The organism is Erythrobacter sp. Dej080120_24, from assembly GCF_036322605.1.
GTDB classification, from domain to species: domain Bacteria; phylum Pseudomonadota; class Alphaproteobacteria; order Sphingomonadales; family Sphingomonadaceae; genus Erythrobacter; species Erythrobacter aurantius.
Map to the genome: position 1 here is coordinate 3,227,665 of NZ_AP027262.1, position 24,707 is coordinate 3,252,371.

23 protein-coding genes are annotated in these 24,707 nt (G+C 59.1%); 5 read left to right on the plus strand and 18 right to left on the minus strand.

All coding sequences use genetic code 11. The features are described 5' to 3' along the window. The 18 genes from AABA34_RS15500 to AABA34_RS15585 all read right to left on the minus strand — a co-directional run bounded on the left by AABA34_RS15500 (nt 1) and on the right by AABA34_RS15585 (nt 16,802). Nucleotides 1-1,212 (minus strand): lipopolysaccharide biosynthesis protein, encoded by a 1,212-nt coding sequence (locus tag AABA34_RS15500; RefSeq protein WP_338303265.1) that lies wholly within the window; start codon nt 1,210-1,212, stop codon nt 1-3. Next, on the minus strand, nt 1,209-2,183 hold the full coding sequence (locus AABA34_RS15505) for a sulfotransferase family protein (protein ID WP_338303266.1): 975 nt from the start codon (nt 2,181-2,183) through the stop codon (nt 1,209-1,211). The genes AABA34_RS15500 and AABA34_RS15505 overlap by 4 nt, the downstream gene beginning before the upstream one ends. Next, complete coding sequence (locus AABA34_RS15510) at nt 2,180-3,544, minus strand: capsular polysaccharide export protein, LipB/KpsS family (RefSeq protein WP_338303267.1); 1,365 nt, start codon at nt 3,542-3,544, stop codon at nt 2,180-2,182. The genes AABA34_RS15505 and AABA34_RS15510 overlap by 4 nt, the downstream gene beginning before the upstream one ends. A 54-nt stretch (nt 3,545-3,598) precedes the next feature. Next, nucleotides 3,599-4,522, minus strand: coding sequence for a sulfotransferase domain-containing protein (locus AABA34_RS15515; protein ID WP_338303268.1), 924 nt, complete (start codon nt 4,520-4,522; stop codon nt 3,599-3,601). Further along, the gene (locus AABA34_RS15520) at nt 4,500-5,084 is read right to left on the minus strand and encodes an acyltransferase (protein ID WP_338303269.1); all 585 of its coding nucleotides are present in this window, start codon (nt 5,082-5,084) and stop codon (nt 4,500-4,502) included. The genes AABA34_RS15515 and AABA34_RS15520 overlap by 23 nt, the downstream gene beginning before the upstream one ends. 10 nt (nt 5,085-5,094) lie before the next feature. Next, nucleotides 5,095-5,895 (minus strand): SDR family oxidoreductase, encoded by an 801-nt coding sequence (locus AABA34_RS15525; protein WP_338303270.1) that lies wholly within the window; start codon nt 5,893-5,895, stop codon nt 5,095-5,097. After that, complete coding sequence (locus AABA34_RS15530) at nt 5,892-6,596, minus strand: acylneuraminate cytidylyltransferase family protein (RefSeq protein ID WP_338303271.1); 705 nt, start codon at nt 6,594-6,596, stop codon at nt 5,892-5,894. The genes AABA34_RS15525 and AABA34_RS15530 overlap by 4 nt, the downstream gene beginning before the upstream one ends. Next, nucleotides 6,593-7,600, minus strand: coding sequence for a Gfo/Idh/MocA family protein (locus AABA34_RS15535; RefSeq protein WP_338303272.1), 1,008 nt, complete (start codon nt 7,598-7,600; stop codon nt 6,593-6,595). The genes AABA34_RS15530 and AABA34_RS15535 overlap by 4 nt, the downstream gene beginning before the upstream one ends. After that, nucleotides 7,597-8,415 carry a HisA/HisF-related TIM barrel protein gene (locus AABA34_RS15540; protein WP_338303273.1) on the minus strand — a complete coding sequence of 273 codons (819 nt, stop codon included), beginning with the start codon at nt 8,413-8,415 and terminating at the stop codon, nt 7,597-7,599. The genes AABA34_RS15535 and AABA34_RS15540 overlap by 4 nt, the downstream gene beginning before the upstream one ends. Nucleotides 8,416-8,420: 5 nt before the next feature. Next, complete coding sequence (hisH, locus tag AABA34_RS15545; protein ID WP_338303274.1) at nt 8,421-9,035, minus strand: imidazole glycerol phosphate synthase subunit HisH; 615 nt, start codon at nt 9,033-9,035, stop codon at nt 8,421-8,423. Between the two features lie 3 nt (nt 9,036-9,038). Next, nucleotides 9,039-10,178: an N-acetyl sugar amidotransferase gene (locus AABA34_RS15550; protein ID WP_338303275.1), complete on the minus strand. Its 1,140-nt coding sequence runs from the start codon at nt 10,176-10,178 to the stop codon at nt 9,039-9,041. Continuing rightward, nucleotides 10,175-11,248, minus strand: a complete 1,074-nt coding sequence (locus tag AABA34_RS15555) for a nucleotidyltransferase family protein (protein ID WP_338303276.1) — start codon at nt 11,246-11,248, stop codon at nt 10,175-10,177. Before AABA34_RS15555 ends, AABA34_RS15550 begins: the two co-directional genes overlap by 4 nt. A 2-nt stretch (nt 11,249-11,250) precedes the next feature. Continuing rightward, entirely contained in the window at nt 11,251-12,435 is a 1,185-nt protein-coding gene (gene neuC, locus AABA34_RS15560) for a UDP-N-acetylglucosamine 2-epimerase (protein WP_338303277.1), read from the minus strand. Then, entirely contained in the window at nt 12,432-13,451 is a 1,020-nt protein-coding gene (gene neuB, locus AABA34_RS15565; RefSeq protein WP_338303278.1) for an N-acetylneuraminate synthase, read from the minus strand. The genes neuC and neuB overlap by 4 nt, the downstream gene beginning before the upstream one ends. After that, on the minus strand, nt 13,448-14,077 hold the full coding sequence (locus tag AABA34_RS15570) for an acetyltransferase (RefSeq protein WP_338303280.1): 630 nt from the start codon (nt 14,075-14,077) through the stop codon (nt 13,448-13,450). Before AABA34_RS15570 ends, neuB begins: the two co-directional genes overlap by 4 nt. After that, a complete protein-coding gene (locus AABA34_RS15575) occupies nt 14,074-15,258 on the minus strand; it encodes a LegC family aminotransferase (protein WP_338303281.1) in 1,185 nt (394 codons plus the stop codon). The genes AABA34_RS15570 and AABA34_RS15575 overlap by 4 nt, the downstream gene beginning before the upstream one ends. Before the next feature lie 8 nt (nt 15,259-15,266). Then, nucleotides 15,267-16,268, minus strand: a complete 1,002-nt coding sequence (locus AABA34_RS15580) for an NAD-dependent 4,6-dehydratase LegB (RefSeq protein WP_338303282.1) — start codon at nt 16,266-16,268, stop codon at nt 15,267-15,269. Between the two features lie 177 nt (nt 16,269-16,445). Further along, a complete protein-coding gene (locus AABA34_RS15585; RefSeq protein WP_338303283.1) occupies nt 16,446-16,802 on the minus strand; it encodes a MarR family EPS-associated transcriptional regulator in 357 nt (118 codons plus the stop codon). Between the two features lie 342 nt (nt 16,803-17,144). Between AABA34_RS15585 and AABA34_RS15590 the strand changes: the two genes are divergently transcribed. The 5 genes from AABA34_RS15590 to AABA34_RS15605 all read left to right on the plus strand — a co-directional run bounded on the left by AABA34_RS15590 (nt 17,145) and on the right by AABA34_RS15605 (nt 24,666). Next, nucleotides 17,145-17,669, plus strand: coding sequence for a transcriptional activator RfaH (locus AABA34_RS15590; protein WP_338303284.1), 525 nt, complete (start codon nt 17,145-17,147; stop codon nt 17,667-17,669). Further along, entirely contained in the window at nt 17,670-19,148 is a 1,479-nt protein-coding gene (locus tag AABA34_RS15595) for an exopolysaccharide biosynthesis polyprenyl glycosylphosphotransferase (protein ID WP_338303285.1), read from the plus strand. It abuts the gene before it with no gap. Between the two features lie 410 nt (nt 19,149-19,558). Continuing rightward, nucleotides 19,559-19,948 (plus strand): sunset domain-containing protein, encoded by a 390-nt coding sequence (locus AABA34_RS16450; protein WP_445083741.1) that lies wholly within the window; start codon nt 19,559-19,561, stop codon nt 19,946-19,948. Between the two features lie 823 nt (nt 19,949-20,771). Beyond that, complete coding sequence (locus AABA34_RS15600; RefSeq protein ID WP_338303286.1) at nt 20,772-22,013, plus strand: HlyD family secretion protein; 1,242 nt, start codon at nt 20,772-20,774, stop codon at nt 22,011-22,013. Between the two features lie 211 nt (nt 22,014-22,224). Then, complete coding sequence (locus AABA34_RS15605) at nt 22,225-24,666, plus strand: peptidase domain-containing ABC transporter (protein ID WP_338303287.1); 2,442 nt, start codon at nt 22,225-22,227, stop codon at nt 24,664-24,666. Nucleotides 24,667-24,707 lie beyond the last annotated feature (41 nt).

The following is a 24,707-nucleotide window of genomic DNA, read 5'->3' on the forward strand; positions in this document are numbered from 1 at the left end:
CTAAATCCGTAGCCCTCGGCTTCGCCGAATGCGCAACCAAGCCAAAATTTTGACGGTATTGGCGCCGGCTGCGACGCCGAGCGGTATAGCGAAGGTGGTCGGGTGGACGAATAGAACGCTCACGACAAGGCCAAAGATGACGAGACCACACAGATGGTAGCCAATCAGTCGGCCGGCTTCATGCGCTTGCATGAGAAACATGTTAACCGGGCCAATCACGCCCTGAAGCCAAAAGGATACCGCCGCGATCACGAAATAGGGAAACAGCTGCCTTGCAGACAGGTCCAATACCCATGCATAGATCGGAAATGCGAACATCAGGGCCAAAAGCAGCGCTGTGCTGCCCAGGCGCACCACCCGAACCTGACGCCGCATCTCCCGCAAGCTGTCAGCGTCATCGGTGGAAGCGACCCGGGCGAGATGCCGGACCATCTGCGCATTGCCTGCCAGCAGCGCGACGTTAACCAGCATGCCGTACCGACTAGCGGCGCCGTAGATCCCCGTCTCCGCAGCATCTTCCACCAAGCCGAAAAAGACCATGTCCATTGCGCCAAACACCATAACGAGAGCGCCCAAAACGAAGACCGTGAACAGGTCACGCCCTCTTTCGGCAACGTAGGTTTTCAGGCCTTCATCACCCCTCGGGTCCTGGCGAAGGACATCACGGGCCTGCCACAGCAACAGCAGCAGCGCGCCGAGAACACCGAGCGTTACTGCGGAGGCCGCGCCGACACCGGCCACCAGGAGCACCAGGATAAGCCCAGGGCGGATCAGATTTCGCTGCACCTCCGAAAGGCGCGGCCCATGCGAAATCCGCAGCGTCTCGATCAGCACCAAAGTTAGCGCGAAACCGGCGGCGGTCACAGCCAATTCCGCCACCCCGGGAAGCGTGAGCGGACGCTCCCTGTCGAGCGCCAGCAATGCCGTCACCCCGGTCGCAGCGACCACCAAAATCATCGGCCAGCGCCCTTGGAGCGCCCGACGTGTCCCAGCGCCGATACGAGTTTCGTCCAGATCAGCGCTGAGCCGTTGCACCAGCGTAGGAAGTCCGAGCGAGGCAAGCGTGCCGATTACGATGACGCTGTTTAACAGGAAGAGATACTCGCCCACAGCCGCTGGTCCTGCGCTTCGGCTCAGCAAAACAATCGCCGCATAGCCCAGTACCAGCCCGCCAATGCGCGTCGCCTGGAGGGAAAGAAATATCCTAATCACAGGAAGCGCCGCCGGGCCGCATCGATCAGATTGCCATACCCTCCAGCAGAATAATAAAGCGCCCTTGCGACAGCCCAGGGGAAGCTCAACATGAGCCATAATGCCTCGCCGAGCCGTGGGCGCGAGCCCGTCGCAGGCATCACCAGCGCTTTGCCAAATAGTCGCTCAGTCAACCATATTTCGGTTGCAGTCAGGCTTCTTCGCCAACTCTCCAGCCGACCGGGATCAAAGCCGATATGCCCTCCTTCCGAGGCGTGGGAAGAACCTGCATCACTGACCTCGCGCATCGCCGGATCGTATTCATGCCCAAGCCTCCCAGCCAAATTGGCCAGTATCCGGTCAGGATCGGTCACTAAATCCTCGTACGTGATTGGCACCACATCATCCTCGTCCATCGCCGACTGCATGGCGTGCAATGTCTTGCGCAATAAGAGAAGTTGGAGGATTGGATGTCCGCTGTGGCGAACGCGCGCCACGTCTCGCGCTGGGATGTCGCGCTGTCCATACTCGCCAACTTTCCAGCGCATTTTCTGCGAGGCGATGATGGCACGCGGGTCGCGTCGTATAAGAAGGAAAAGAGCTTCCGGAAAATCGCGGCGTATCTCATCGCGATAATAGAGGTTCATCGGCGTCTGCTCGATCACCGTCGTCGCGCCTGCGCGTTGGGCGAGGCGCTCAAAGAAGCCCCGCAGCAGCGGCTTATCCGGTTTAGGTAGATCTTCGAACGCGGGCTCGGGCAGGTCGGTCAATGTACCGTCCTTGATCTCGAAGAACCGCCCCTCGTCCTGAATGGCGCAAAGTCGTGCCCAAAGCCATGCCTTCCCGTGACCACCAGACAGAGCAGTCGGCTGCAGGAGATTGTAGTAGTGTAGCTCCTCTGTAGCCTCGATTTGTGGATGCCGGCCCAATGCCAGCGCGAGCACCGAAGTGCCCGAGCGCGAGGGACCGATGATAAAGGCCGCACCGGTCATTTTTGCGACGCCGAAACCTGGTCTAGCACCTGTTCGAATGCCCAAGCCACGCGCGCAAAGTTACGCGGCTCCCAGCTGGCGGGATTGGCGATAAGATCTCCCTCAGCATCGCCCGGATAGGCAAATCGCTCCAGGTGGGCGGCATAATTCGCCAAGCTCCATCCGTCCTGCTTCTCGCCGCGCAGCGTGTCGTACAGATCGTCGATCGTCCCGCAGCGGCGAAAGTCAGCAATAGTAGGCGAAACGACGTTTTCGAGTCGATCGTAGGTAGTGGGCGCCAGGCACAGCACCTTGCCCCCTGCCAGGGCTGACTCGAGCCCCATCGTGCCCGAGATCGTGAAAACGTAGTCGATCTTTTTCAGAACCTGCGGCACCGGTACGGCGTGATGCAGGAGATGGAGGTTGGGATAGGCCAGTAGCCTTTCATACCAGGCACGCCCGCGGTTACCGACGGCGACTGGGTGCTCCTTGATGAACAGCGCATCGTCTGGCCCGAGCTGACGCCAGATCTTGAGGATCGTTTCGGCTTGGTTGTCCCAATACCGCCCGCAGGTATCGATGTTTAGTTCGGGCTGAAGGTGCAGCGGGTAAATCACGCTGCGCCCGCGACACACTTCGATCGCCTCGATCCCGACCTTGGGGACCCGCGCGTAACTGCGGCGGTTCAGCCACCAACGGGCGTTTTTCGCCAGTTTGTCGCGGCGACGATTGCTTTTCCATGTGGGATCCTCGGGATCGAAATCCTCGAGCGACAGGAAACGTCCGATCTTCTCCCGGAGAAAGCTCATGCTACCTTGCCGTGCGATATGCTGGTGATTCATCTCAAGATAGCTGAGTTCGTCAGAGGCGTCGCCAGTCTCGATCGTGGTAGGCCCGTCGTTCCTTGGGACTGGCCAGACTTCTCGCGAGAAGGCTTCATCGGCGAAGAAAGCAAAAAAACCTGCAGGCACGCGCGTCAGGAAAGGAGAAACCCATTCCGCATTGGGCAAGTGATTGCGCACAAGCCGGTGGGTCAGAACTTCGTAGGCATAGGTAAGTTCGCCAACGACCAGTGTCGGAAGGTCGGTGTCGAGAAATTCGACGATCGGAGCCTGTATCGCGCGGAGATAATCAAGGCCGCGCTGACGCATATGCATCAAGCGACGATCACAAAATACGAGATCGTTGATCTTGATCGGATAGGTCTCGCCCGACGGCGGCGTGGACAGGGGGAGGTACAAGATGTCCTCTTCGCCGAAACCGTCGGATAGCAGGGCCTTCCGTTGATCTTCATTGACCACGATCCAGCTTATCCGGGTACGGTCACGATGGATCTGTTCGGCGATCTTTTGAAAAAAGGCCGTCCGGCTCTGATTACCCATGAAACATAGGCGGTTGCTTTGTCCCATTATCCCTTTCCGTGAAGCAATGCGGCGTCAGATACCCCAGCGGGCGGCTAGGTCGAGCCCCACACGGTTTGAAACGCGGTCGACATCCACCGCATAAATCGCGTTAAGCCGGCTGCGGTCGGCAGCGGCCATTTCCTGGCTTTCGATATTGAAGTTTTTTACCCGCTCTGCGAGCCGCTTGCGAGAGTAAGGATCGCGCAGCACACTGCGATAGAACGGGCGCAGCACGCTCTTAATCGTGCCTTCCTGCAGGATGAAGCGATGAAGCGCAGGGAAGCGCACCCCGCCGGACTTGTTGAGCCGGATAGCTTCGCTGCGCGGCGCGAAGTCGGGTGCGATCCCAAGAAAGTTAGCTATTTCGTTCAGGACTAGATGGATGTCATTCACCACGCGATCATAGGTGATTATCTTCACATGTTCGAAAGCCGCCTGGTAGGCTACGACCTGCGCATCGTAGAAACCCGCACGGACATAGTGGTAGAAGGGATGTAACGGGAAGGTTTCGGTTTCCTCCCAGTTATCGATGCATTCCGAGAAGCTGCGTGTCTCGAAACCGTCCTTCACATTATGATTGTAATTGGAAAACGCCCGATCGGCGGGGTTGCGCAGGATGATGATGATCTTGGCATCGGGATTGTCCGCCTGGATCGCCGGAATCGCGTGCTCGTGGCAATACAGATACAGGGGCGTGGCGTCGCCCTTCAGCGCGGTCCCGCCCTCAGAATACAGCGCTTCGAAAGCAGCGCGATCGAAAACGGAAGCAGCGCGGTGTTCCTCCATGAACGCCTCGGGCCCTGTAAGGGTTCTGTCTAACTCCCACAGATAGAAATAAGGGTCCTTGGGTTTCGGGATGAACACCTGGCTGTGTCGCCCCAACTCGTACGCGAGGGTTGAGGACGCTCCCTTGAACGTACCGGAGATCACAAAATCAATCACAAGCAGCGGGCCCATTCCTTTGCAACCGTCCGGTTGCGGTTTGCGCGATATCTTTTAGCTTGCGCGCCGGAACACCCCCATAAACCGTGCAGGGTGGCACGCTCTTGGTGACCACACTGCCGGCGGCAATAACCGAATGCCGGCCAATCCGCACACCGGGCAGCAGCACCGCATTCGCGCCGATCCAGACATCGTCTTCGATCACGACGTCCTCGGAAGGGTAATAGCCCTGGTCGGCTATCGGCATATCCGAGCGGTCAAAGCGGTGGTTGTTTACGTAGATATGCACCCCCGCACCGATTAGCACGTCGTCGCCAATGATAATGCGCGCATCGCCATCGGCCATCAGCATCGTGTGCGGGCGGATCACCACCCGCGCGCCGATTTCAATATGCTGAGTTTCTACAAGATAGCTGTGCGGACGAATGCTGCTGCCTTCCCCGAACCGCGCCAATTTGCTCGTCGCCAGACGCCGAGCAGAGCGAGGGAAATACAATCTCCAGTGCGTCAAAGGGATGTCCGGGCCGATCCGCATGGTGGTGGCCCAGAAGCGTAGGCGCTCGAAAAGCCCGTTCACGATCCTCTCCTCACCAGGCGCCCCAGCCGCCATCGATGGCCAGCACCTGTCCGGTGACGTAGGCCGACATATCGCTGGCGAGATATGCGATGGCGCCGCGGAAATCGTCCTCAACCGCCATCCGCCCCAGCGGGGTGCGCGCAGTATAGCGTTCGACAAAACTGTCAGGCTGGCCCCGCGCCACTCCGCCTGGGGAAATAGCGTTGACCCGCACCTCGGGGGCCACCGTTGTTGCCAGCCAGCGAGTGAACTGGATCAACCCGCCTTTGGACGTCCCATAGGCAGCGGGATTGGCCATGGCAGTGCCTTCGTAGAGCGACCAGTCGGGTCCCCACTCCCCATAGATCGAAGCGATGTTGACCACACTTCCGCCCGGTCCGGCTCTTAATGCTGGGATAAGGAGCTGCGATAGGTGGAACGCCGCCGTGAGATTAACTTCTAGCGCGCGGCGCCAGGTCTCGACGGTCTGGCCTTCGAAGGGCTCGGCCCAACCACTCAAATCTGAGGAGCCGACAAAGGCAGCATTGTTGACAAGCACACTCAGTCCACCACCCACCAGCACTTTTTCGGCAAGCGCTACGCGCTGCGCGGCGTCTTCTAGATCGCAGGCGAGCGGGGTGGCTTTGATGCCATGCCGGACGGCCAGATCTTCGGCCAGCTGGGGCGTTGCCGCGCCGTCAAGATCCACTAACAGCAAGTCGGCCCCCAATTCGGCCAGGCTGTCGGCCATCGCTCTGCCCAACCCACCGGCAGCACCGGTGATCAGCGCGCGGCGGCCAGACATGTCAATCAACTGACGTACGGTTCTCATTGGCCCTCCAGCCTTCGGGTCATCAGGAATTCGGCAATTGCAAAATCGTATGGTGTATCGATATCGATCGAGCGCTCGACCGGCACCTCGACCGCGCGCACCCTTCCCGAGAAGACGCTATTCGACCGCAAGACGTAGAGCGGATCGGCGATATAGGCGAACGTTGTCATGTCGTGAACCGCGGGAGCGTCCTGGCGACGGAAGATCGTTCCGTCGGGATTGTTCACCGGCACCACGGTGCCATCGTCCCGGGTACGGAGCATGTTGAACCACGGATTGCGGTGCGCTTCGGTCACCGCAACCACCATATCCGCATCGCTCTGCTCGTAAAGGCCAAGACAGGCCTCGATGTCTTCAGACAGCCGCAAGGGCGATGTGGCAGGCACCGAGATGAAGGGATCGGGCAACCCGCCCTCCGTTTCGCGTAGAGTTTCCAGCGCGTGGCGCCAAGCATCCCACTCGGATGCGGTGTCCCCGGCAAGGCCCCCGGGACGCATAAAAGGTACCTCGGCCCCGCAACGGCGGGCCACTTCTGCGATCTCTACATCGTCGGTCGATACGACGACTCGCCCGATCCGCTTGACGCCAAGGGCCTGCTCGATGGCCCAGCCGATGAGCGGCTTGCCCGCCAACGCCTTGACGTTCTTCCCTGGCAGTCCTTTCGATCCCCCGCGGGCGAAGACGAAGGCAGTCAGGCTCACGCGGCTCGCTCCAGTAAAATGCGGCGGCCGTCTCGATTATCGGAGGCGCGGGCGGCTTCGACCATGCGGAGCACAGCGAGCCCATCGGCCCCATGCGCGGCAATTGCGCTCGGCCGCCCCGTCTTGACGGCATCAAGCAGGGCGACGATCTGCTCTCTGTAACTTGCATCGCGCTGAGGAAGCGCTACCTGCAAGTCTATCCAGTCTTCGGCTCCGGGATCGAACAGCGCCACCCGTCCGGCCACTGCATCCCAGCGCAGGCTACCCAACGCGCCGATCGCGGTGCAGACCCGTGTGGTGTCGCGGCGCAGGAAATCCATGCCCAGTTGCGCCACCGGGCCACCAGCGAAGCCCATCTGAATCATCACGCTGTCCTCGACGTCGATCTCAAGCGTGCTCTGCTGCCCGCTCCAGGCCGACAACCATGCAACTTCGCCGAAGACCCAGCGCAGCATATCCAGCTCATGGCTCAGTTCGAGCAACGTGCCGCCACCAAGAACGCGCCGTGCCGACACGGTCTCGCGGTAGTCTGCCTCTGGGCGCCAGCTCGGCAGATATTGCCCGATCTCGCAGCGCACGGCATGGACCTGACCGATTAGGCCCTCCGCGAGCGAGCGCCTGAAGGCTTGTAGGCTGTCCATGAAGCGCAGATTGTAGCCGACCTGGAGCTGCAAACCGCGTGCAGCGCACAGTGCGATGAGATCGCCCACGCCCTCGGCCCGGTCCGCAAGCGGCTTTTCCACCAGCAGATGCGCGCCCGCCCCGGCCAGAGCGCGCGCGCTCTCCAAGTGGAACGGAGCCGGGCTGGCGATGATCGCCAACTGCGGCGCAAAAGCGCAGGCTACCCCCAAATCGGTGAAGCACCCGTCTGCGCGTTCGATCGCCTCGTCGCAGGCGACGTGACGCAGCACGCGGATATCGGCGCCAGGTAACTCGGCCCGCAACAAGCGCAAGTGGCGTCGCCCGATGCTGCCCAAGCCCACGATGAGGGCACGATCAATCATGCACCCGCCTGCTGATGGCGGGTGAGATCGACCGCACCCAGATCAGGCCACTGGGCCAACTCGACACCGCTATCGAGAAGCGCGTGGCGGGCCTTTCTCAAGCCGTCGCCAACGAAATTGAATAAGTGGGCCGTGGCCACGGCATCCACCCTTTCGTCAGCCAGGCCGGCCGCAAGGTGGGTCGCATTACCGACGCCGCCGGCCATAATGACCGGCTGCGACCAACCATCGGGCAACAGATCGAGAGTAGCGAAATCATAGCCCTGCCCAGTGCCATCACGGTTGATGCTGTTGAGGTAAAGCTCACCCACAAAACCTTCGGCGTGCCTGCTGAGCAATTGCTCGACCGTGACGTCTATGCGTTCGCTTCCATTGTGCGAGTAGGCGACATAGTTGCCTTCGCCCTCATGCTTGACGTCTACCGCGCCGACCACGCATTGCTGACCGAACTCCTGAGCGATCGCCTGAACCAGGGAGGGATCGTCAGCCAGTGCGGAGTTCAGAACGACCTTGTCGGCGCCGGAACGGAGTAGCCTTTTGGCATAGTCGACGCTTTTGATACCGCCGCCTGCGGCAATCGGCGCAAAACAGCCGGCGGATATGCGTTCAAGCGCAGCGCAGAAGGCGTCTGGATCGCGCTCGTTGCGGCTGACATCGAGAACGATCAGCTCATCAATAAAGAATGCCACGTCGGCGAAATTATAGTTGCGCTGCAACCAGCTCAGGTCGCCAACCTTTTGCAACCGGAAATTACGGCTGAGCATGAACTGTCCATTATCGAACAACAGGGTGAAGATGATGCGTTTCTTGAGCATCGACGTTACTGTGCCAGGAAATTGGACAAAAGACGCAACCCGTTTGTCTGGCTCTTCTCGGGATGAAACTGCGTAGCAAAAACGTTTTCGTGCTCGTAGGCGGCGACGAAATCTCCGTCATAATCGCATAGCGCCGCAAGACCCGGCCGGGTATCGACGTTCAAGCGATACGAGTGCACGAAATAGACGTCCACCGCCTGTCCCAGCCCAGCAGCTAGACGGCTGGTCGGGTCGAAATGAACGGTGTTAAACCCGACATGGGGGACCTTGACACCCCGCTTTGCAGGTAGCCTTGTGACTTTTCCGCTGATGAAGCCGAGACCTTCATGCCCGCCATCCTCTTCACCATATTCGGCCATGAGCTGCTGTCCGAGGCAAATGCCGAGGATCTTGCGCCGGCGGATCGTCACTGCCTCGCGCAAAGCATCGGCCAAGCCCGTCTCGACGAGACGTTCCATCGCCTTTCGAAAGGAACCCACCCCCGGCAGTAGCAGCGCATCCGCGCCTGCCACCGTGTTGGGATCGGCACTAAGTTCAGGCTCGCATTCGAGATAGCGCAGCCCGCCTAGGACCGAATGCACGTTGCCCATGCCATAATCGACGACGACCAGCTGGCTCATGAACTAGGTTACCCTGAACAACGGCTGCCAGCGGCCATCGACTTTCTCAAACAGGTCCTGGTTGGCCCAGCGATCCAGCGCAGCGTCGAATTCTTCTGGAGTCATCTCGTAGTATTCTAAGTAGGTGCTGAGGAATTCATCTGGATAGTGACCGTCATAAAGCCGCACCAGATTGACTGCCTGAGCGCGGTCCATCGCACCGCGCCGGATTTCAATCGAGGCATCCTGATTTGCGCGGCCAAAACCGAATTTCAGGTACATGAGGTAAGTATGCAGTGCGTATAGCGCCTGATCGTTCTGGGAGAAATTGGTAAAGGTCCCGACATTGCTGCCGTCGGCTTCTTGTAGTCCGCAATGTTCCTTGGCGACCAGATAGTTGCGGTAGGGGTCCCAATTCTCGAAGTACGACCAATGCGTGATTTCAACCGGACAGCGAGCGAGCTCCTCATCGGTCGGGAAACGGAAGAAGTTCAGGTCCGCGGCCGGGATATCCTGTGCACGCTCGACGATCTTCTCGTAGCCGCCTTCCAGGTAGACCTTCTTCATATAGGCCACGTCGTAGATCGGGTTCTTGTCGGTCTCCGTTGTCCCCCCATACTCGACCTCACCGTCTTCGCCGTAGAAGATCAGGCCGATACCGAGCCGCGCGGCCATCCGAACCGGCGCAGCTTGCATCGCAGTCAACCAACCAAAGTAAGGAAAACCGAGGTCGACTAAGCCGCGACGATTGAGCTTGCGTACCGCCTCATGCGCGACGTTGATGCTGATATGGTTGTAACCCGCCTCCACGAAGTTGCGCAGGTTGGTGTCACCCAGCGGGAGCGGCAGGGGCGGTGTCACTGTCACACACAGTGGGTGCATGCCATATTTGTGCTTAAGGTTGTAAGCGACGTAGGATCCGTCCTTGCCGCCCGAGACCGGCACCATGACATCGAATTCGCCGTCGTCGCGGCGATGTCTATCTAGTAGCGCCTCGAGCTCTTTTTCCCGTGCCCCCCAGTCGAGGGTCTTCTTCTTTTCCATCCACTGGCAGGCATTGCACCAGCCGCGATCATCAAATCCGATACGCGGGCGCGTGGACATGGCCAAGCAGTTCGAGCACCAATGGACTCGGTTCGTCGCAGCTATCATATTTGTTTTCATCCTAAGGTCGGACCTGTTTTTTGGGAAAGTTCCTGATTTGCTCGTTCCAAGTCGTGGGGCCGACCCACGTCAAACCAGGGTTCGTGCATCGGATACGCTACAGTTCGGCAACCGGCTGCTCGCAAGCGATCGAACAAAGTAGGCATGTCGCAGTGGCGGAGCGCTGTCAGATGATCCAACGCTTCGGGTGCTAAGGCGTAGACGCCAGCATTGATATGGCTGCGAATTACCGGCTTCTCAGCAAATCCGGTGATGTCCACGCCCTCCATCTCGACTACGCCATAGGGGTTGGTCCAATCATAGCGCCGCACCGCCATCACTGCCTGCGCGTCAAGCCGGTCGCGGAACTCGATCAGTTCGCGGTAGTCAATATCGGTCAGTACATCACCATTAGTAACTACAAAGGGCGTTCCCGGTTTCGGATCGATCAGTGACAACGCGCCGGCAGTACCCAGCGGCTCGTCCTCAGTCACGTAGCTGATTTTTACACCAATGGCGGAGCCATCGCCGAAATGATCGCGGATCATGTGGCCCAAATAGTTAAGCGACAGCAGGAATCGCGAAAAGCCTTGGCTTTGGGCGCGCTCAATGATGTGCTGCAGCATTGGCTTGCCCGCTACTGGCAGCATGGGCTTGGGGCAATCCTCCGTGTATGGCCGCAACCGCGTGCCCTTGCCACCGGCCATGATCACCATCGGATAGTCATGGGCGGGCGGTGTATCGAGCTCATCCCAAAGGTGCAGTCCAGCCACCCGCCCAGAGCTATCGACCACTGGCACCTGTTGTACCTTGTTAGCCTGCATCAGCGCGCGCACCATTTGGCGCTCGGTGCCCTCAGGCACCACCAACGGCTTGGAATTGACAATCTCGCGGACCGGATCCTCCATGCTCAATCCCCGCAGTAAACCCCGGCGTAAATCGCCGTCGCTTATCGAGCCCAGGAGGCGACCGTCGGAATCCACGCACAGCGCCAGCTTGACGCCGACCTCATTGAGGTTTTTGATGGTCTGCGCCAGAGTGGCGTCGACTGGTAGCAGCGCTTGGCGCCAGCGGGCGTCAGTCTCATTCATGATCAAGCAGGTTTCTTATGTAAGGCAGGATACTGCATCGGCAGGTCAAAGAAGCGCTTGGACCTGCCATCAGGATTCCAAGCCTCGATCGCCGCGACGGTGCGAGCACTAGCGCCGCCATCGCCATAAGGGTTGACCTGTCCCTTAAGGCCCGCGCGGAAAGCGGGGTCCAACACCCGAGCGAGGGCCGCTGTGATGTCGGTGCATGTAGCGGCGCAATCGACCACACTGGGCGCGCGCAACCGCCCATCCTGGCGCGCGCCAATGTTCACTGTACCCATGCCAAAAGCCGGGGCCTCGATCAGCCCCGACGAGGAATTGCCCACGACGGCGTCGACCTGCGCCAACGCCGACAGGTAGCGCTGCTGACCGAGGGATACATACGCGCAAGCGCGCTTTGGGTGACGAGCAACGAACTCCTCAATCATGGCAAACAATGCTCGGCTCTCATTGTCTGCATTGGGCATCGTGAAGATTAAATGCTCACGCCTATTCTCAAGCGCGGCAAGCAGTTCGGTCATCTGCGCGCGCGGATCGGCGCCGCTAGCGGTTTCGGGATGGAATGTGACCATAAGGCTGCTTTCGCTCAGTTTCATGCCCAGGCTATCTTCCAGTTCGAGGCGCGACATGCGGTCCAGCTTCATCACACCATCAAGCCCGAAGCCGCCGACGCACCATACTTTGTCCGGATCCTCGCCCATCTGTATCACCCTTTTGCGATACGGCTCAGCGGCGGTAAAATGCAGGTTCGACATTTTGGTCAGAGCATGCCGTATGGCGTCGTCATAAGCACCCTCGGTCAGCTCTCCGCCATGCAAGTGTGCAATAGGGATACCAGCGATCAGCGCGGCCGAGGCGGCGGCCAGAATCTCAAACCGGTCGCCCAGAACGACCACCAGATCAGGGGCGAGATGGTCAAAAGCGTCGGCAAAACCGGTCATCGCCAGCCCGATAGATTTCGTCACCGCCACGGCACTGTCGGAACCCAAGAGCATCTCGACCTTCCAATCGATCGCGAAGCCATCCGCGGCAATCATTTGCCAGGTAGAGCCGAATCCCGGTGAAAGATGCATGCCTGTGACCACGGTCTGCAATTCGCAGACAGAGGAGTCCTTCAAGCCCTGCATGACCCACCGCAGAAGCCCATATTCGGCGCGCGACCCGGTAACGACACAGACGCGTTTCAAAGTACGATTTCCTCGTCAGGCGCAAAATTGCGGGGCGCGGGACGGCCCAGCACTTCATCCCACAGCATTGGCGAAAGCCCGGTGCCCGGGCGCTTTGCGGTCAAGTTGTCGTCGCTGAATAGCTCACCCTTAGCGATTGCACGTGCTGCGACAATAGATTTGCGCGCGGCGACCAAATTGGCGGCCTCTGAGGTGGTGCGGCGCTTCTGAGGCCGTCCTAGTGCCGCCTCAATCTTTCTGATGCCGCGAACCATAGCGGCCAGTTCCGCAGGCTCTAGGCTTGCGGAATGGTCGGGACCAGGGAGGCTGCGGTCGAGTGTAAAGTGCTTTTCCAACACCGTGGCACCTAAGGCCACTGCGGCAATGGGCACCTCGATCCCCTCGGTGTGATCCGAATAGCCCACGGACACTCCAAAAGCCTTTCCTATGGTGACCATAGCGCGCAGGTTTACCTCATTAATGGGAGCGGGATATTCAGTGGTGCAATGCAAAACGGTAATCCGGTCGCGGGGCAAGCCTTCGGCCTCGATAGTATCAATGGCAGCCTCGATATCTCCCAGATTGGCCATGCCGGTGGACAAGATCAGATTGTGGCCAAAGCTTGCAAGCTTGCGAAGGTAGGGCTTATTGGTGATCTCGCCTGAAGGCACCTTAAACTGCTTCAGCCCCAGACTGTTAAGATAGTCGAGGCTATCCAAATCGAACCCGGTCGAGAAAAAGCCGATACCCCGCGAAGCGCAATGGGCGATCAGCGCTTCGTGATCCGCCTCGCTCAACTCAAGCCGCATCAGCATCTCAAGCTGGCGGTCAGCGGAACCCCCGCCTTTATTGCGTACCTGGTAACCTGCCATTTTTGCGGCGCCGGTGACAATCTTGTGAGCCTTAAACGTCTGGAATTTAACAAGATCTGCACCAGCCTCTTTGGCGGCGTCCACGAGTTGTTTCGCCATTTCGAGGCTGCCGTTGTGGTTTACCCCAGCTTCGGCGATGATAAGGACAGACTTACCTTCGTTCATGGCATGGCCCTATCATGCGAGTAGGGCACGAAGCTGCCTTCGGGAACGTCCTCACGAATGACACAGCCTGCGCCTATCACCGAGGCATCGCCAATGGTGATACCGTTCTTGAGAACGGCACCGGAACCGATGAAACAACCAGCGCCAATAGACACCTCACCATTGATCAGCGCTCCGGTGGAAACATGACAATGATCCCCTACCTTTGCATCGTGCTCGATCAGGGCCCGGGAGTTGACTATTACATTCCTGCCTACCACTGCCGCGGCGTTTATCATCGCACCATGCATGACAAGTGTTCCTTCGCCAATCGACGCGTGACACGAAACATACGCCCGGGGCGAGACTATACGGCGCATTTTAGCTCCCGCGCGCTTGGCAGCCTCAAAAGCGCGGATGCGCGGCACGGGTGTTTTGATCTGACCTATCGTCACCAGTGCCGCGCCGTGGCACGCCACCAATGCAGGTAGATCGTCATCACTTCCCAAAACGGGATGGCCCAAAACCTGCGAAAGTCCAATCTCAGGACGATCGAGCACACCAGCGATTGACAGGCCCGCTGCCTCAATAACATCGATAGCAGCCCTGCAGTGACCTCCCCCGCCAATGAGCAACAGTTTGGTCATCGTAAATTCCCCGCGAGTCTAGCAGAGGAGGGCACGTTGACAATGCGCGCAGCAAGGTTGGCGGTGACTGGTAGTGCGGCACGAGGACATTCGGCGTAGATGTCGAGCGTATGCAGTGGTTCCCAAACTGGCCGCGCCATCAAACCTTCGTCGTTGAGAATCTTCAGGACTGTATCGCGTGCATGCGTCATATGGGTCTCTAAAAGCAGAGTGTTCAACCAATAGTTGGACCTCACACCTTCCCGTTCGGCAAAGACCTTCACGCCGTCCAGCCCAGCGAATGCACTGATGTAGCGCGCAGCGAGTGCGCGTTTTTGCGCCAAACGCACGTCGAGTTGCGCGAGTTGCGCCACGCCGAGAGCGGCATTGAGATTTGGCATGCGGTAGTTGTAGCCAATCTCATCATGGAAAAATGCCCAACGGTGCGGAACCTTAGCGGTGGTTGTAAGATGTTTGGCCCACGCTGCCAGATCCGGATCATTAGTGACGATCGCGCCGCCACCGCCTGTGGTTAGGATCTTATTGCCGTTGAAGCTCAGCGCTGCGATCCGACTGAGACTGCCGCAGGGACGTCCGCCAAGCGCGCTGCCCAGCGCCTCTGCCGCGTCCTCGACCACCGCAAGGCCGAACTCAGATGCCACCGCCGCCAGCCCATTCATGTCTACCGGGTGACCGAAGACATGCATCGGCACCACCGCCGCCAGCCGTCGACCAGTCCGTCCGTTCACCAAGACACCGTGGCGCCGCTCCGCGATATGCTCCAAGTGGGCGCGCAGCGCGTTTGGAGCGAGACCCATCGTCGCCTCATCGGCATCCACGAAATGCGGCACAGCACCCAGATGATGCGTGGCATTTGCGGTGGCGATAAAGGTGAGCGAAGGCATCAAAACCTCGTCGCCCGGCCGCACACCTGCGACCCTTAGCGCCACCTCGAGTGCTGCCGTCCCGTTAACCACCGCAACGCCGTGGGTGGTGCCGCAAGCTGCCGCAATACCAGCCTCGAATCTGTCGACGTACTCCCCTACCGATGACACCCATCCGGAGCGGATACAGTCGACGACCAGCGCCTCCTCTTCACCACCAAACTCAGGTTCGTGCAGTGGCACAAAGTCTTCGGGCGCACCGAGAACCTCGCTGACGCGACGCTTGATGTCGTTTGCAAATTTGGCCGAACAGGTCATAGTCGGGGTCAGATATTGTAGCGGTCGGTCTTGTAGTGAGCGAGGTTGGTGGGGTCTTGGAACCATACAGCGGTTTCCGCCAGCCCCTGGAGGAAGCCTTGGCGCCCTGAAAACTCAGGTGCCCAGCCAAACAAGCGCTGAGCCTTTGCAGTGCCCGCAAAGAGGCGCTCGACCTCAGAGGCTGCGGGACGAATGCGGGTTTCTTCGGTGACCACCTCCACTTCCTCGCCCATGGCTTCTGCGATGAGTGATACCGTTTCGCCGATTGAGATCTCAAAGTTTGAGCCAATATTGGTGACCTCGCCAATACAGGCTCCACAGTTCATCGCCTGAATAAACCCTCGAGCAGTATCGCGCACAAAAGTGAAGTCGCGCGTGGGATGCAGTGCCCCAAGCTTAATCTGACGGCTGCCAGCGGCTATTTGACCGATAATGGTAGGTATTACTGCACGCGCGGATTGCCGCGGCCCATAGGTGTTGAATGGGCGCAGAACTGAAACCGGCATGTCAAATGATCGCTGGAATGACAATGCCATTTGATCAGCGCCAATCTTAGTAGCGGCATAAGGCGATTGCGCATTGAGCGGGTGCTCTTCCGTAATAGGCACGAACTGGGCCGTTCCGTATGTCTCCGAAGTGGAGGTGCATACCAAGTGCTGTACATTATATCGACGTGCGGCCTGAAGGACATTCAATGTACCGGTGACGTTGGTTTGAACATATGCATCAGGTGCATGATAACTGAAAGGGATCGCAATGAGTGCGGCTAGGTGCAGAACCCTGTCACAACCCGCTACCGCTGAATCAACCCCGTGCGGATCGCGAATGTCGCCCGAGATTACCTCGAACTGTCCAGCGACATCGCTGGCTGCATCGTCCAGCCATCCCCAACTATTGAAGGAATTGTAATAGACAAATGCTCGGACTTCATAGCCGTCTCTTACAAGGCTTTCGACCAAGTGAGATCCGATAAAGCCGTCGGCACCTGTGACTAAAACTTTCTCTGTCATTCTGATCCTTTATTGGCCCAGCGATAGGAAACGGGGAATTCGGCAATGTCGCGACTGCATTTCACTGTTGCGTGATTTGGGTGCGGAGTATTGGAATCATTGCCAATTCGCAAGAGACCGCCCTCAAACCCCCGATAACGCAAAATATCGGACCCAGGCTTATATTTGACCCGCCGATCAGTCACCCAGCTCCTCGCCCACACGAAGCTCAGCGCCCAACTCCTCGATCTCCCGCTTAAGCGCCTCATACTCAGCGCGCTTGCGAGCAAGAAACCGACCCGCGAGCACGCTTTTCTCAGAGAAACCCCTTGATGTCAGCAAATACATATATGCCGATTTGTTCTTCGCCGAGGCAAACCTCCCGGCCTTTATGAGGCCGCGCCCAACAAGCGCCCGCAACATGTAATGCGTTGCCCCCAGGCTGATCCCGAGCGCATCCGCAAGCTCCCTCTGCGTAATGTGAGGATTGGCCTCTATAAGGCGCAAAGCCCTGAATCTCGCGTCCTGACGCAGCTCATCGGCACGCTCACTCATTGCCAGCAGACATCTGACAAGCTACCGCACAGACCGAGCCTGCAGGTCGGACTGGAAAAACACTTCAGGAGATCGTGAGCACAAAATGGCATCGCGTTCAGAAGTGAACATAACGGCGGCACAGCCCAATGCAAGCCGAATCCCAGCCTCCCTTTTTCCGACCCCGACTCTACCTGCGGGATTGTTCAGCCGTCTGGGAACAACGCGATTTAGGTTCCGCTTGATTCATCTCATCTGCGCCTCTCCTTGTCGCGCAAAGTTTGGTTAATTCTTGCGATTCGGATCGCGGGGGTGTCTTGCGCCCGCGATCAATCAAATGCTCCAAATGGGGGAAGCACGAATATGCAGACATGGTTTCTGGTCCAGACCAAGGCCAACGCCAGCGCGATTGCCAGGCGCAATCTGGAACGACAGGGCTTTGCGGTCTTCCAGCCAATGGAGCGGAGGACGATCGCCCGGCGAGGCCGCTTCGTTGATCAGATCCGCCCGTATTTTGGCGGCTATCTGTTTGTCAGCTACCCGACAAGCACTCCACCCTGGTCCTTGGTCAATTCAACTTACGGAGTTTCCCGGCTCGTGAGCTTCGGCGGACGCCCTGCGCCGGTCCCGGGCCAGATAATCGCCAGTCTGCAGGATTCCTGCGACGAAAACGGCACAATTTCACTGGATCGCAGCATTTCCCCTGGAGATGAGGTCGAGATCGCTGTGGGAGCGATGAAGGACTTCGTTGGCCGGGTGGAACACCTTGCCCCCAACCATCGCGCCATTGTTCTCCTTGACTTCATGGGAAAACAAACCAAAATGGTAGTAAATAAGGCCTATCTGAGAGCCGCTTCGGGTCGCTCGAAGCAACCGGGGGGCAGATAATTGACAAAATTGGCTAAAATCTCGTCACCATCTGCTCCGGATGGGCGAGGTCTTAAGGGCGTATCCCGTGAGGATCGCGCCGAGATGCTCATTTTGAAACCAGATGTCGAAGCGTCAGAGACTTTGTCCAAACCTGACAGCATGGTACAGATTGAACGCCTCGAGCCCGAGGCGCTTGCGACAGCGCAGGAAACTCTTTTTCGCGACTTCACTATGTATCGCAGAGCTTTTTTCTTGCGTCATTTCGAATTGCCTCTCTTGCTGCTTGCCGGCCTTGTCCCGGCCCTAGCTGTCTGGTCCTTGCTCGACCGAACCATGTTCACTGGGGCTTTCTCGCAGACCGCCGCAGCAATAGTGATCGCGATCGGCCTGTCATGGTTCGTGCTGGCCAGGCTACGCGACCACGCAAACGCGCGGCTGCTTTCCTATGTCCTACCCGTCAATATTGGCGCGTTCCTCGGCGTGATATCGACCATGGCGCTTTTGCGCATCCCCTACTCGGGTTCTTTGTTTGCCAGCGGAGCGGTTTGTGCCGTTGGTGCCAGCTTTCTGCTCGCAGTCTACCGGCGGCGGTTGGTCAAACGCCACGTGATTGTCGGTGGAGGACGAGCGAGTGAAATAACCCTCAACGAGAACTTCGTACCAGCGCCCTCGCTTAATGACCTTGAGGAGTTCGTGCAGCAGGGTTGGCGTGATTGGGCGCTTGTCGCCGATCTGCACTATCCGCATTCCGAGCGCACAGAACGTCTGTTCGCCAAAGCGGCGCTGTCAGGCATCCCGGTATACCATTTCCGTCAGGTTGCAGAGATGCAGTCTGGCCAGGTGAAGATCTCTCACCTTAGCGAAAACGAACTTGGATCGCTTATCCCGGATGCCTCCTACACTTTCATGAAGCGGGCCATAGATGTGACGGCAGCGGTTTGCCTGCTGCCGCTACTGCTGCCGCTGTTTGCGTTGCTCGCGTTGGCGATCAGGCTTGATTCATCGGGCTCGGCGTTCTTCATCCAGGAACGGGTCGGATTCCGGGGGCAGAAGTTCAGCATGATCAAGTTCCGCACAATGCGTGAGCGCAATGTGAGTGACGATGCCGAGGCCAAGCGAGAGGATGCAATGACCCGGAGCGATGATGATCGCATCACCCGGATCGGCGCGTTCCTGCGCAAGACGCGCATGGATGAATTGCCGCAGATTCTCAATGTGCTGCGCGGTGACATGAGCTTCATTGGTCCGCGGCCAGAAGCAAGTGCCTTGTCACAGTGGTATGAAGCCGAACTGCCGTTCTATTCCTACCGGCACATCGTGCGTCCGGGCATCACAGGCTGGGCGCAGGTCAATCAGGGTCATGTCACGGATGTCAACGACGTGCTCTCCAAGCTTCGTTATGACTTCTATTACATCAAGAATTTCTCGCTCTGGCTCGATTTGCTGGTCGGCCTCAAGACCCTGCGCGTTATCGCAACGGGCATCGGCGCCAAGTGATTACCAAGGACGTTAAGGTCAGGATCACACCGTCTGAATAGGCTGAATCTCGGTCCGTCAATGACAGGCATGATGAATTAATGTCGGCGTTCCATGACCTCAAGGGCCGGCCAATCGGTGACGAAACACTGAGCGACTGCCGTTTCTGATGCTTCGAAAAGCGGCTGCGCTTGCCTCACAGCGCAATGGACGCACCTCGCTCGCCCCCCTCTTTCCGACCCTTGTGCGTGGCCCCTAGGGCGCGCGGCCTGGCGCATCTGGGCTGCACCGGTATGGTAACACCCTGGTTGGATCGCCAGCTCAAGTTTCCTTTGAAGGCGATCAAGGCGATCGGCCTGCGCCTTAATCTCGCTTAACCGTATCCGTGAAGCAGCCATTAAGTGGCGATACGTAAGTCAAGCGCCATGCACATGATTGTGTCCCTCTTGCTTGCCTCCCTCGGTCCTGCCTCAGCGGCAGGAGACGAGGGAGTCAATGCGGCCCGGATCCAGATATCCGCAGGTGCCGCCTTGACCGATACAGCGGAGACGGTTGCAGCACGTGAGCCGGCAGAGGCTGGGGCAGCATCGAGCTCGCCGGTACAACGGACACGGCGCGTGCAGCCACGGGTCTCTTCGACCCGCTGCGCCTTTGTCACCTGCACTCCTGAATGCAGGATCAAGGGCTCGCGAAACGCCCGGGGTGAGCAGGTGTACCGCAGGCCGGAAAATCCGGAATACGAGCAGTCGAGGACTGATGCTCTATTCTGCAGCGCGGAAGCAGCGCGAGCGGCAGGCTACAAAGAGGCTGGCAACAGCTGATCCGGGTCACCAAAGGGCTTTGACCAAAGGGCTGGCTGCAGCACACCCGGCCAGGTTCCGGAACGCAAGAAGCTGACAATTCCGGTCGCAATTCCTGAAATCACCGATCGGAGCAGATCCGTCGGTTGTCGGCATCTGGGTTCGGCTCGCGACCGGTCTTTGGGAATATTCCGCGTATTCGTGGCACAATATGCCAGTGTGTTCTGTGCAAGCCGTTGCACAAGCGCCGCCAGCAACCACGCTCAGATTCAGTGGCACTGTAAGTCTGTCAGGAGGCATCCAAAGCCCCCCTCACCAAGCCCTGATGTCAGCCCAAACCCAAAATGCAATCTGGCGCGCTTGATGCGCGACGAGGGCCTGTGTGGAATGGACATGGCTCGCGCCTCGACGCGGGACGTGAGCTTGCCCAGAATGAGCGAGCTGCACTTCCGGTTGAGTGTCTCCATGTCCAGGTCACTGCGTTCCACAGCTTTCCATTTGTCCGACCTGAAGCCGGCTGATCCGTAGTCGAGCTTTGGCTGGTGCTAGCGCTGAAGAAGTTAGCCCCTGACAAAATCGTATTCGCAATGAACGGCAGAAGGCGCAGATCAGCAACCCGACCGGGCTCTGAAGCATCCTCTAAACCCGGATACCGGGTCTGCAGATGCTATGCTGCATAGGGCAACCACTCCGTTTATCGCGCAGGAGAGGCATTTGGCCGCACCTGTGGCGCTAGAATCCCCACTTTTGCGTGCCCTACAGGATTTCTGCAGGTTGCCTTTCCCCCTCCTTATTGTTGCAAACAGTCAGGCAAGTTATTGAACATTTTGAGGGGTTTGCGCTGATGCAATTGTTCCGGTCAGAAGTGCTAGATGGCGCATCGGACCGGCTGCATGGCGAAGTTGTTCTTAGCCAGCCCTTGTCGACCAGATTGTTTGTAGCCGCGCTGTTCGCCATCATCGCCATTGCCGCGATCTGGATCACGACAGGAAGCTATGCACGCATCGAGACTGTGCCTGGCCGTCTTGTGACCAGCATACCCAGCGCTGCCATTACAGCACCGCAGCCCGGCATCGTTGCAAGGCTCGCTGTTATTGAAGGACAGTCGGTCGAACGCGGTGATCTGCTGCTGGTGATCAATTCTGACCGCGAGACCGAAGCGGGCGGAGTGATCGCCGGGCGCAGCCTTGGCGCGCTTGAGATAAGGCAACAGCTGTCGGAGGCACAGATCGCGATGGCGGCCGACCGGGCCGAGACAGAACGCCTGCGGCTTGCCGCGGTGATTTCCTCTGCGCAAGCCCAGACGCGCAGCCTTGCAGGCCAGATCGAGCTTCAGCGCGAAGTGGTGGCTGCCAACCAGCGGATGTATGATCGCGCAGCGCAGGTTGCAGACCGCGGGTTTATCAGCGAGGTCGACCACGAGCGCCGCAGGCAGGCGCTGCTCGTCTCACGCCAGCAGCTTGCAGACCTTGAGCAGCGCCAGCTTGAAAGTGAGGCGCAGGCAGAGCAAGCGCGCAGCCAGCTTGCCAGTGTTGGGATCGAGGCACAGCAGGGTATATCACGCATCCACGAGGGGCTGCAGGCGCTGTCAGCCGAGCAGGCCCGGCTCGAGGGCGAGGTTAGCTATGTCATCACTGCGCCGATCAGCGGGCGCGTGACGGCGCTGGCTACGGGCGAAGGGCGGACCATCACCTCCGCGCGGCCCGTGATGACGATTGTTCCTGAGGGCGCCGACCTGACTGCCGAGCTTTACGCACCCAGTCGTGCGATCGGGCTCGTCGAACCGGGCAAGGAGGCCCGGCTCCTGTATGATGCGTTCCCGTATCAGAGGTTTGGGAGTTTTGGGGGGAAGGTTGCCTCGATCTCGCGGATTGCGGTGGACCCGCGCGAGACCGATATCCCGTTCCCGTTCGAGGAGCCGGTTTACCGGATCCAGGTGGCGCTTGATCGCCAATCGATCGAGGCCTTTGGCAAGCCCGCGCCCTTGCAGGCAGGCATGACGCTGCAAGCGAACATAGTGCTCGAACGCCAGAGCTTCCTCCAATGGATGCTCCAGCCCCTCAATGCCGTGATCAACCGGACATGAGGGTCGCGCAGGGCATGGGCGAGGGGGTGGCCTTATGGTATCGGGCAGCGTGTAATCGGGCAGGTGGGCCCCGCGCCGCAATGGAAAGCAAAGGAGCCGCGCGCGGTGCCCATGGCAATAACGTGATCTGCGAAAGAGGCGATGCGGTATTTGGTGCTGCGCCGTTTCTGCTTGCGTGGAAGGGGAGGAGGGTCGCAGCGACCGTGCTCCAGTGGTCGCAGGGCTCGGGCCCCCACCCAACCCTCTCCTTCCACGTGAGTTTACCGCCCGCCGGCTGCCCCCATGGGCCCGGATACAGCAAGGCTCAGCCCAATCCACGTGGAAGAGGGGGGACGGGGCTCAACCTCCATCCTGCAGCGCGCTTCTTCTTACCCGTAAATGCGGGGGTGCCAGGGGGATGAACGCAGCGCTCGATCTTGTTGAATTCTCGGGGCGGCAGAAGACCCCATACATTCCGCAAGGCGAAGCAAGCGAGTGCGCTTTGGCCTGCCTCGCCATGGTGGCGGGCTTCCATGGCTACAAGACCGATCTGATCGCGCTGCGCCAGCGCTACGGCATGAGCCTTAAGGGCGCGAACCTCAAACAGGTGATGCAGGTCGCCGAGGATATCGGCTTTAACGCCCGGCCCTTGCGCGGTGAGATTGAGGATATGCCGCATCTCTCGATGCCGGCGATCCTGCATTGGAACCTCAACCACTTTGTGGTGCTGACTGCGGTCACCGGCGGGGTGCGGGGCAAACGCTATCATATCCATGATCCGGCGCGCGGCGCTATCGTTCTGAGCGAAGAGGAGGTCTCGCGGTCCTGGACAGGAGTTGCGCTCGATCTCCTGAAATCTGAAAGCTTTAAGCCCAAGATCGAGCGCAAACAGCTTATCATCACCCAGCTCTGGTCCAAGATGACGGGGTTCTGGGGCACAATCCGGCAGGTCGTGCTCTTGTCGCTGGTGATGCAGCTGGTGGTGCTCGCCACCCCGTTCTTCTTGCAGATCTCGATCGACACGGTGTTTCCGGCGTTTGACAGCGATCTGCTCCTGATGCTGGCATTGGGGTTTGGCGGGCTGACGATCATCAACCTTCTGGCCAGCTGGCTGAGATCGCTGATCCTGGTGACGCTGTCGAACTCGCTATCGTATCAGGTGATCGTCAACCTGTTCCGGCACCTCACCCGGCTCCCGCTGGATTATTTCGAGAAACGCCATGTTGGCGACATCATCTCGCGGTTCGGATCGACCCAGCCGATCAGCCAGCTGATCAGCCAGGGGATGATCGCGGCCTTCATCGACGGGCTGATGGCACTGCTGACGCTGGCGCTGATGTTTGTCTATTCGCCGGTACTGGGCGGTGTCGCCTGCGTAGCGCTGGCGCTGTATGTGGCCTTGCGGCTTGCGTTCCTGCAATCGATCAAGCTCAAGAATCTCGACGTCATCACCACGATGGCGAGGGAGAACTCCAGCTTCATCGAGAGTGTGCGCGGGATCGCGGCGATCAAGGCGTTCGGACAGGAGGGCAATCGCCAGCGGCTATGGCAGAAGAGCAAGGCCGATGCGGTCAATGCGCAGGTGAAGCTGGGCCGCTTGCAGGCGGCGTTTGATGCGCTGGGGCAGTTCGTGATTGGCGCCGAGCGGGTGGCGTTTGTCTACATTGCCATTGGCCTTGCGTTCGATTCCATCCTGACCGTGGGGATGATCTTTGCATTCCAGGCCTACAAGCAGCAGTTCCTCGACGCCGGCATGCGGCTGACCGAGCAGGCGATCAACTACCAGATCGTCAAGGTCCACCTGACCCGTATCGCCGACATCGCGCTCTCTCCACTCGAAGAGGGCGAGGCCGAGAAGAGCAACGAGGAGCCGGACTTTGCCAGACCGCTGGTGCTTGACCGGGTGTTCTATCGCTACGGCGCCAACGAGCCGATGGTGTTGCAAGGGGTGAGTCTGACAATCGAGCCGGGCGAGTTCATCGCGATCACCGGTCCGTCAGGCGGCGGCAAGACGACTCTGATGAAGATCCTCATGGGTCTGTTCGAACCCACAAGCGGCGCGATCAGACTGGGCGAGCGTCCGATCTCGTCTTACCGCAAGATCAAGTACCGCCGCTGCATCGGCTCCGTTGCTCAGGGCGACATACTCTATGCTGGCTCCCTTGCCGAAAACATCGCCTTCTTCGACCCGGAAATTGACATGGCGAGGGTGCGCGAGGTCGCGCGCATGGCGCAGATCGACGGCGAGATCGACGCCATGCCGATGGGCTATGAGACGCTCGTTGGCGATATGGGCTCGGTCCTCTCCGGAGGCCAACTCCAGCGGGTGCTCCTTGCAAGAGCACTCTACCCCGATCCCAAAGTTCTAATCCTCGACGAAGGCACAGCCAACCTCGACGCTGAAAACGAGACCAAGATCCTCGACACGCTCAAAACGCTCAACATCACGCGCATCGCCGTGGCACACCGACCCGCAACACTTGAGGCGGCAGCAAGGGTGATTGAGGTCATTGCTGGGCAGGCCATCGGCCGGGAGGCCATAGTTAAGGCCCAAGCCCAGCGTGAAGCCATGATCGCTCAAATACGAAAACAACAGGTGCCAGAGGCTTCGCAATCTGAACTCACGGTACAATCCGAGGGAGACCAAAAAAGCTCCAACAGGAAAGCTAGCTGAGGTTAACTCCGCGCTGCCTCGGTTGGAAACAACAAACGCGC